7 protein-coding genes and 1 tRNA gene are annotated in these 8,526 nt (G+C 60.0%); 2 read left to right on the top strand and 6 right to left on the bottom strand.

The genetic code is table 11. From position 1 onward, the window contains the following. Nucleotides 1-76, top strand: a tRNA-Gly gene (locus tag ACKJSM_RS08765). A gap of 124 nt (nucleotides 77-200) precedes the next feature. Here the strand turns inward: ACKJSM_RS08765 and ACKJSM_RS08760 are convergent. The 4 genes from ACKJSM_RS08760 to ACKJSM_RS08745 all read right to left on the bottom strand — a co-directional run bounded on the left by ACKJSM_RS08760 (nucleotide 201) and on the right by ACKJSM_RS08745 (nucleotide 4,263). Further along, nucleotides 201-1,940, bottom strand: coding sequence for a dipeptidase (locus tag ACKJSM_RS08760; protein WP_410237236.1), 1,740 nt, complete (start codon nucleotides 1,938-1,940; stop codon nucleotides 201-203). A 195-nt stretch (nucleotides 1,941-2,135) separates the two neighbouring features. After that, nucleotides 2,136-2,774, bottom strand: coding sequence for a LysE family translocator (locus ACKJSM_RS08755; RefSeq protein WP_011335460.1), 639 nt, complete (start codon nucleotides 2,772-2,774; stop codon nucleotides 2,136-2,138). A 1-nt stretch (nucleotide 2,775) separates the two neighbouring features. Then, nucleotides 2,776-3,546, bottom strand: coding sequence for a 2OG-Fe(II) oxygenase (locus tag ACKJSM_RS08750; protein ID WP_236177935.1), 771 nt, complete (start codon nucleotides 3,544-3,546; stop codon nucleotides 2,776-2,778). Nucleotides 3,547-3,636: 90 nt separating this feature from the next. Beyond that, nucleotides 3,637-4,263, bottom strand: a complete 627-nt coding sequence (locus ACKJSM_RS08745) for an alanyl-tRNA editing protein (RefSeq protein ID WP_236177936.1) — start codon at nucleotides 4,261-4,263, stop codon at nucleotides 3,637-3,639. Between the two features lie 90 nt (nucleotides 4,264-4,353). On the opposite strand from ACKJSM_RS08745, the gene ACKJSM_RS08740 reads away from it, so the two are divergent. Then, nucleotides 4,354-5,349, top strand: a complete 996-nt coding sequence (locus ACKJSM_RS08740) for a LysR family transcriptional regulator (protein ID WP_236177937.1) — start codon at nucleotides 4,354-4,356, stop codon at nucleotides 5,347-5,349. 58 nt (nucleotides 5,350-5,407) lie between these two features. Here ACKJSM_RS08740 and ACKJSM_RS08735 read toward each other — a convergent pair whose 3' ends face one another. Both ACKJSM_RS08735 and ACKJSM_RS08730 read right to left on the bottom strand, forming a co-directional pair. Beyond that, nucleotides 5,408-5,815 carry a PA2817 family protein gene (locus tag ACKJSM_RS08735; RefSeq protein ID WP_007950758.1) on the bottom strand — a complete coding sequence of 136 codons (408 nt, stop codon included), beginning with the start codon at nucleotides 5,813-5,815 and terminating at the stop codon, nucleotides 5,408-5,410. Nucleotides 5,816-5,889: 74 nt separating this feature from the next. Beyond that, the gene (locus ACKJSM_RS08730) at nucleotides 5,890-8,337 is read right to left on the bottom strand and encodes an acyl-CoA dehydrogenase (protein WP_410237235.1); all 2,448 of its coding nucleotides are present in this window, start codon (nucleotides 8,335-8,337) and stop codon (nucleotides 5,890-5,892) included. Between the last annotated feature and the right edge of the window lie 189 nt (nucleotides 8,338-8,526).

Here is an 8,526-nt window from a genome sequence, read left to right as displayed (position 1 = left end):
GCGGGAATAGCTCAGTTGGTAGAGCACGACCTTGCCAAGGTCGGGGTCGCGAGTTCGAGTCTCGTTTCCCGCTCCAGATTCACAAAAACGCCGCTCAGTGATGAGCGGCGTTTTTGTTTGTGCGTTTTTTGTCAGGCAATAGAAAAGGACCTCGCGGTCCTTTTTTGTGGGCCCGCCAATGTGACGAGCCCGTTGCGCGATCAGAGTTTCGGCAATTGCCCGATGCGTCCCATCATTTCGGTGACGATCTGCAGGTCCAACAGGAACTGGTCAACGGTCTTGAATTCGCCATCGGTATGACCGGTGTACTTGACCTCCGGTCGCGCCAGGCCGAATTGCACGCCGTTTGGCAGTTCATGCACCGAGGTGGCGCCGGCCGAAGTGCCGAATTCATGCTTCATGCCCAGGTTTTCGGTGGCCACGGCCAACAGTGCCTTGACCCACTCGCCTTCAGGGTTGCGATACATCGGTTCGGCGATCGAATAGTCGAAGTTGACCGCGACATGGGTTTTCTTGCTCCAGGTCGCCAGTTTGTCGGCGATTTCGCGCTTGAGCACTTCCGGCGACTTGCCCTTCGGCACGCGCAGGTTGACCGCGAGTTTGAAGGTTTTGTCGTCCATGCCGACGTAGGTCAGGGAGGTGGTCAGCGGGCCCATGAAAGCATCGGCGAAACCAACGCCCAGTTTGCTGCCCTTGTAATCCAGGCCCCAGTTGTCGGCGGCGTAGCGGGCAGCGTCGGTGATGTGGTTGTGCTTGAAGGCGATCTTGCCGTCCACGCTGTGGATGAAGTCCAGCATACGGGCAACCGGGTTGACGCCGGATTCCGGCTCGGACGAGTGCGCGGAAACACCGGTAACGGTGAGTTTGACGTCGTTGCCATCGACCTTGGCGTTCACTTCGAAATCGCCACCATTGCGCTTGGCGTATTCAGTGCCGGCCTTTTGCAGGCTGGCCGCCAGCTCGGCAGGTTTGTCAGTCACCAGAGTGGCTACGGAAACCGATGGAATCTGGTTGGTCGCCAGGCCACCGGTCATTGAGGTGATTTCCGCGCCTTTGCCCTCTGCGTTGCGCTTGGCGAACTTGGCCATGACGGTGCCGTAACCTTTTTCCGCGATCACTACGGGATAGCCGCCGTCCAGTGCCAGGTTGTACTCGGGCGTCGGGTTGCGTTCGAAGTAGTAGGGAATCGCGTCACCGGTGGTTTCTTCGGTGGTGTCCACCAGCAGTTTGAAATTGCGCGCCAGTGGCAGCTTCTCTTCCTTGATCACCTTCATGGCATACAGCGTCACGACGATGCCGTTTTTGTCGTCCTCGGTGCCTCGGCCGTACATGCGGTCGCCGATCAGCGTGACCTTGAACGGGTCGAGTTTGGTGCCGTCCTTGAGCACCCAGTTTTCCGGCGTTACCGGCACCACGTCGGCGTGAGCATGAATGCCGACGACGTCCTTGCCGCTGCCGTCGAGGGAGATTTCGTAGACGCGGTTGTCGACGTTGCGATACTTCAGGCCGAAAGACTCAGCCAGATCCTTGATCTTGCCAGCGATCTTGATGAATTCGGGGTTGTCGTGCTGATCGACACCGTCCTTGCGGAAGGTCGGGATTTCCACCAGTTCGCGCAGGGTTTCCAGGGCGGCTTTGCCGTACTTCACGCGGGTGTAGAGACCGAGCAGGCGATGAATTTCGTTCTGTTGTTCGACAGTCAGTGTCTTGTTGTCGAGGAAGGCGCTGATGGTCGGGCGCAGATTGTCGATCTTGCTCAGGTCGTTCTTGGCCAGATCACCGAGAAATGCTCTGAAGTCACTGACCTTTGCCTCATTGAATGTCTTGAGGAGGGTTGCGCTCTGTTGTTCGCTAAGGTTGGCGTGGGCGGGCAATGTGACGGACGAGAGGCTGGCCAGAATCAGCGTCGACGCGGCCAGTTGCTTGAGTGAAAAATCCATTGCTAAGGGCATTCCTTTGCAGGCGGTGAGAAGGAGTTGTCTGACCGAAGCGTCAGACGGTCTCGCAAACTACCACCACACGAGCGTGCGAGGGGAGCCCCCGAAGTGGGACGCGTCGCACAGAAATGCAAAAGCGGCGCAGAATCGAAAAAGCCCGTCCAGTCAGTCTGGATCGGGCTTCTCCGATCAGCGTATTTACATCGACAACACCAGACGCCCGGCAAACAGGATCAGAATCACCCCCATGCTGCGCTCGAACCAGTGGCCCATGCGCATGAACAGCACGCGCACTTTACTGCTGGAAAAGAACAGCGCAACGATCACGAACCACAACGCATTCACCCCGCACATCCACAACCCGTACAGCGCCTGGATTTGCAGCGGTGTGCTGGCGCTGATGATCGTGGTGAAGATCGCCAGGAAAAACAGCGTGGCCTTGGGGTTGGTGGCGTTGGTCAGGAAACCGGTGGAAAACGCTTTGAACAGCGATTGTTCAACCAGTGGTTCATCGCTGGTCTTTTCGCCTTCCATTGTCGTCTTGGGTTTGCTGCGGATCAGGCTGACGCCCAGATAAAGAATGTAAGCACCGCCGACCACTTTGGCGACAGTCAGCAACCACGGCGTGGTGTGCATCAGGGCGCCGACGCCCAGCAGGGTGTACAGCACGTGCACGGAAATTCCCGCGCCGATGCCCAGTGCCGTGCAGATGCCGACCAGTCGGCCGAAGCGCACACTCTGGCGGATGGTCACGGCGAAGTCCGGGCCGGGAGCGACCACGGCCAGAAAGTGAATGGTGGCCAGCGCCAGAAACTCGCCCAGGTAATTCGATGTCATTTCAGCTCCAGAAAGTCAGGGGTGAAGCGTTGCCGCGATAGCCGACAAAAAACGAAAGGCTCAAGCGCGGATCGGCCACACCCGGCGTCACCGAGTGCATGCGACGCGAATTGAACATGATGAAATCCCCCGGTTCCGGGCGTATTTCGAGGGCGGGCGGGCCGAGCAGCGCCGGGTCGATGCCGTAGCTGTCGCCGCGCATTTCGTCGAAGCGGTCCGGAGAAATGTCGTCTTCCCACATCTGCAATGCGCCGCCTTCGGTCGGCATGTTGAGGTAGACGTTGCAGGCGAACTGCGCCTCCAGACTGCGCGCCTGAAAACTCTCCGGGGCATCCTTGGCGAAGATGTCGTGATGAGCCAGAAAGCACACGCCCGGTTTCACCACTCGGGACAGTCCGACGTACATTTTGCGACCGTAGAGGTTTTCCAGATGGGCGCCCGCCGGCCAGGATTCGTCGAGCATGCAACGCAAGGTGTCGACGGGCGACGAATAGGGCGCGCAGCGGTTACGCAGCTCGGCGATGTTGCTGGCGGCGCGCTCGAAATAATCTTCGATCAGCAACGGCTGGTTTTCCGCCTCGTAGAACGCCATGCCGATGCGGCCGATGCTGGGGGCGTTGATGTAGCCCTCGAAGCCGGGGGCGAGGATCTTGTCGCCAATCTGGATCGCCTGCGCCTGGGGCAGAAAGCCTTTGAAGCGGATGGCGAGGACTTCTTCGTTGGCCAGTTTTTTTATGCACGTCTCATCGAGACGCTCGACGTCAAGCATCATGGTTTCAGGTCCATCTATCGAATAGTCAACGGAACCGGCGAACGCGGTTCCCCCGGCGTCGGACGCTGCATCTGGCAGCGTCCGAAATCCTCAATCCACGCTGTAGTGGACGGACAGCGTGCCTTTCTTCTGCGAAAGGGACGCGATCGTGACTGTGCCCAAATCCTTCAGGCTGCGTACATGGGTGCCACCGCAGCCATAGGCTGGCAGTTCACCGAAACCGATTTCCCGCGCGCCTTCGCGCAGGGATGTCAGGCGCGGCAGGTCGTGTTCGATCCATTGCCCGATGCCGTATTGAACGGTTTGCGCATCGACCTCCTGAGCCGAATCTCCGGGTTTGAATTGAACCCGGCCCTCGTCCGGCCAGTGGTGCGCCTTGATCGGCATCCAGCCCATGGCCTGGACGAAGTGGCCGATCAAATGTCCCGCAGAGTGCATGCGGGTGTTGAAGCGGCGGCGCTCTTCGTCGACGCGAATCTGGGTCATGCCCAGTGGCACCGGTTGATCGACGAAATGAAGGATCCGGTCCGGTTCCTGGACGACGCGCAGCACCTGGCTGTCGCCGATCCAGCCGGTATCACAGGGTTGGCCACCGCCCTGGGGGTGAAAAAGCGTGGCGCGCAACACAACGGCGAATTCGTTCTCTTGGGGCGTGCAGTCGAGGACTTCCACATTGGCCTTGAGGTCATCACTATGGAAAAAGAGGCGAAGCGTCATATTCCATGCCCTTATTAAAGTTTCTTTTTTAATTATATGAATCGTGCAATAACGTGATAATCCGTTCAAACATCAAAGGACTGTTGCGCTGTGAGCATAAATCTTCCACTGCCGCTGCTCGGTGAAATGGCGATTTTCGTCAAGGTCGTCGAGACCGGCAGTTTCTCCGAAGCCGCTCGCCAATTGGGCTCATCGCCCTCGGCGGTCAGCCGCAGTATTTCCCGGCTCGAGAAGGCGCTGGCCACGCGGTTGCTGCAACGCACCACACGCAAATTGCGCTTGAGCGATGGCGGGGAAGAGGTGTTCAAGCGCTGCCAGGAAATGGTCAGCGCAGCGAGGTCGGTGATGGAGATCAGCGGCCAGTTCACCCACGAAGCCGAAGGTCTGGTGCGGGTCAGCGTGCCGAAAGCGGTGGGGCGTTTCGTGATCCATCCGCACATGCCGGAGTTTCTGCGGCGCTATCCGAAGGTCGATGTGGAACTGTTGCTGGAAGACCGCCAGGTGGATCTGATCGACGACCATGTCGACCTGGCCATTCGCATCACGGATCGTCCACCGGCCGGACTGGTCGGACGACAACTGCTGACCATCGACCATTTGCTATGCGCCACGCCGCAATACCTGGCTGAGCACGGGACGCCGACTCATCCCCATGACTTGCTCAATCACAGTTGCATTTACCTGGGTGAAACTCCGAGTGATGCGCGCTGGAAATTCAAGAAAGGCACGAAAGCCGTCACCGTCGGCGTGCGCGGCCGGTATGCCGCCAATCACACCGGCGTGCGTCTGGGCGCGGTGTTGCAGCATATCGGTATTGGCAGCCTGCCGTATTTCACCGCTCGCTATGCACTGGAGCAGGGGCTGATTGTGCAGGTTCTGCCGGACTGGACGTTCCTGGCGTCCTATCACGGCGGATTGTGGTTGCTGCACTCGCCGACGCGCTATCTGCCGCCGAAGCTGCGGGTGTTCATCGACTATCTGGTGGAGTGTCTGCAGAAAGAGCCGACCCTGAGCAAACCGGGAAAGTCTGGCGGTTCAAAATCATTGGCAGAGTACGAACTGCCCGAGAGTGAAGGACTGCTTTAGCGCGAGAAAAAAGGCCCGCATGGATCACCATGGGGGCCTTTTTCTTACCGGGCGAAAATCAGTGCTTGCTGTCCTGGGCGGACATCGCCAGCAGCTGTTTTTCCTGGTTCCAGTCGAACGGTTCGTCGTTCTGTTCGGCTTCGTAGCGGCGCTCTTCCAGCGCCTGATACATGTCGATTTCTTCGTCGGACAGGTAATGCAGGCAGTCTCCGGCGAAGAACCACAGCAGATCCCGCGGGATCAGGTGGGCAATTTGCGGGTAACGGGTAATCACTTGAGTCAGGATGTCCTGGCCCAGGTATTGGCTTTCGATCGGTTCGATCGGCAGTGACGCCAGCAGTTCGTCGAAACGCTCCAGGAACAGGGCATGGCTTTCTTCGGGAACCTGATCGGCCTCACCTACGGCGACCAGGATACTGCGCAGATGGTCGAGCAAAACCAGATGATCGGCAACGACGTTGGACACGAGATAAGTCCTCAAGAGCAAAACGGGCGCGGGAGTATAAAGCGCCCGCGCCCGTTTTTCACTGATTGAAGGGATCAGCGGATTTTGTCTTCCGCGGGTTTGAGTTGCTCCTTGTCGAAATCATCGACATCGATCACCTTGCGCCGCGCCGCTTCGGCATCACGCAGGGTCTGGGCCTCCACGGCCTGCAACACCCCGGCCTCCAGCGCGGCATCGATGGCGTGTTCGCCGGCGACCGGTTTGACCTGACCGCTTTTGAGTGACGTGTGCAGTTTCTTGTGCAGCGGTTGCGCAGCGTTCAGCTGATCGCAGGCGTGTTGCAGCGCACCGACCGCATCGTCTGCCGATTGCGGGCGATAGCAGCCGGCTAGCAGCTCTTCCAGCGCCGGATCGCCCTTGGCCCGGCCGATGACTGCAGCCACCTCGGCACCGAGTTTGTCCGAAGGCCCTTTGTGACGGCGGCCGAACGGGAACACGATCACGCGCAGCAGGCAGCCAAAGACCCGGTTCGGGAAGTTGGTCAGCAGTTCATCCAGCGCCTTTTCCGACTGACCGAGGCTTTCTTCCATGGCCCATCGGAACAACGGTTCCATGTACGCCGGGGAATCGAGGTCGTGGTAGCGCTTGAGCGCCGCCGAGGCGAGATACAGGTTGCTCAGCACGTCACCCAGACGCGCCGAAAGGCGCTCGCGGCGTTTCAGTTCGCCACCCAGCAGCATCATGCTCAGGTCGGCGAGCATGGCAAACGCGGCAGCCTGGCGGTTGAGCGCGCGGAAATAGCCCTGGCTGAGCTTGTCTCCCGGTGCGTGTTCGAAGTTGCCGAGGCCAAGGTTCAACACCAGGGTGCTGGCGGCGTTGCTCACGGCAAAGCCGATGTGCTTGAGCAGCAGGCCATCGAATTCCTTGAGTGCCTGATCCTTGTCTTCGCGTCCGGCGAGGGCCATTTCCTTGAGCACGAACGGATGGCAGCGGATCGCGCCCTGGCCGAAGATCATCAGGTTGCGCGAAAGAATGTTGGCGCCTTCCACGGTGATGAAGATCGGAGCGCCGTTCCAGCTGCGGCCCAGATAGTTGTTCGGGCCCATGATGATCGCTTTGCCGCCATGCACATCCATCGCGTGGCTGATGCACTCGCGACCGCGCTCGGTGAGGTGATACTTGAGAATCGCCGACAGCACCGAAGGCTTCTCGCCCAGATCCACTGCGTTGGCAGTCAGCATGCGCGCAGCGTCCATCATCCAAGCGTTGCCGCCGATCCGCGCCATGGCTTCCTGAATGCCTTCGAATGCGGACAGCGGCACGTTGAACTGCTCGCGAATCTGCGCGTACTGCCCGGTGACCAGACTGGTGAACTTGGCCGCGCCGGTGCCCACTGCCGGCAACGAAATCGAACGCCCGACCGACAGGCAGTTCATCAGCATCATCCAGCCTTTGCCGAGCATGTCCTGGCCGCCGATGAGGAAGTCCAGCGGGATGAACACGTCCTTGCCGGAGTTCGGGCCGTTCATGAACGCGGCGCCCAGCGGCAGGTGGCGACGACCGATTTCCACGCCGGGGGTGTCGGTCGGGATCAGCGCGAGGCTGATGCCCAGGTCTTCCTTGTCGCCGAGCAGGTGATCCGGGTCGTAGGCCTTGAAGGCCAGGCCGAGCAGGGTCGCGACCGGGCCGAGGGTGATGTAGCGTTTTTCCCAGTTCAGGCGCAGACCGAGGGTTTCCTGGCCTTCCCATTCGCCCTTGCAGATGATCCCGGTGTCGGGCATGGCGCCGGCGTCGGAACCGGCAAGCGGGCCGGTCAGCGCAAAGCACGGAATGTCGTCGCCCCGGGCCAGCCGTGGCAGGTAGTGATTGCGTTGTTCGTCGGTGCCGTAATGCAGCAGCAGTTCGGCCGGGCCGAGGGAGTTGGGCACCATCACGGTGGAGGCGAGGTCGCCGCTGCGGGTCGCCAGTTTCATCGCCACCTGGGAGTGGGCGTAGGCGGAGAAACCCTTGCCGCCGAACTCCTTGGGAATGATCAGGGCGAAGAAACCGTGTTCCTTGATGTGGGTCCAGGCTTCGGCCGGCAGGTCCATCGACTGGCCGATCTGCCAGTCGGTGACCATGGCGCAGAGTTCTTCGGTCGGGCCGTCGATGAACGCCTGTTCCTCTTCGCTCAATTGAACCTTGGGATAGGACAGCAGCTTGTCCCAGTCGGGGCGGCCGCTGAACAGTTCACCGTCCCACCACACCGTGCCGGCGTCGATCGCGTCGCGTTCGGTCTGCGACATCGGCGGCAGGGTTTTCTGGAACCAGCTGAACAGCGGCGCGGTGAAGTGTTTGCGGCGCAGGTCAGGCAACAGCAGCGGGGCGGCCACCAGGGCCAGCACGACCCAGAAAATCAGCAGCAACCAGCCCGGTGCGTGGCTGAAAATCCCCATCGCCAGCAGGTAAGCGGCAACGATGCCCAGTGCAGGCAGCGGGGCGATGCGCCGGTGGGCCAGATACGCCACGCCGACGATCAGAACCAGTATCCACAACAACAGCATATTTAATCCTCCGTGAACCAGGGCGAACCGACCCTTCAGAGCTTAGACGGCATCTGCAAAACGGGGCGGTCAGAACAAGGTGATTGAAATCGTGGGAAACCCCGGATGTCTTTTGTAGGTTCGGTGGGCAACAAGCGTGGGAAATCGTTCGCAGCTTGCGCGTCTTTGCGTGCATGTTTGGCCGAAACG

This window comes from Pseudomonas sp. PHC1, assembly GCF_046487845.1.
GTDB classification, from domain to species: Bacteria; Pseudomonadota; Gammaproteobacteria; order Pseudomonadales; family Pseudomonadaceae; genus Aquipseudomonas; species Aquipseudomonas sputi.
The sequence above is the reverse complement of the archived record's forward strand: the minus strand, read 5'-3'. Positions and strand labels throughout refer to the sequence as shown.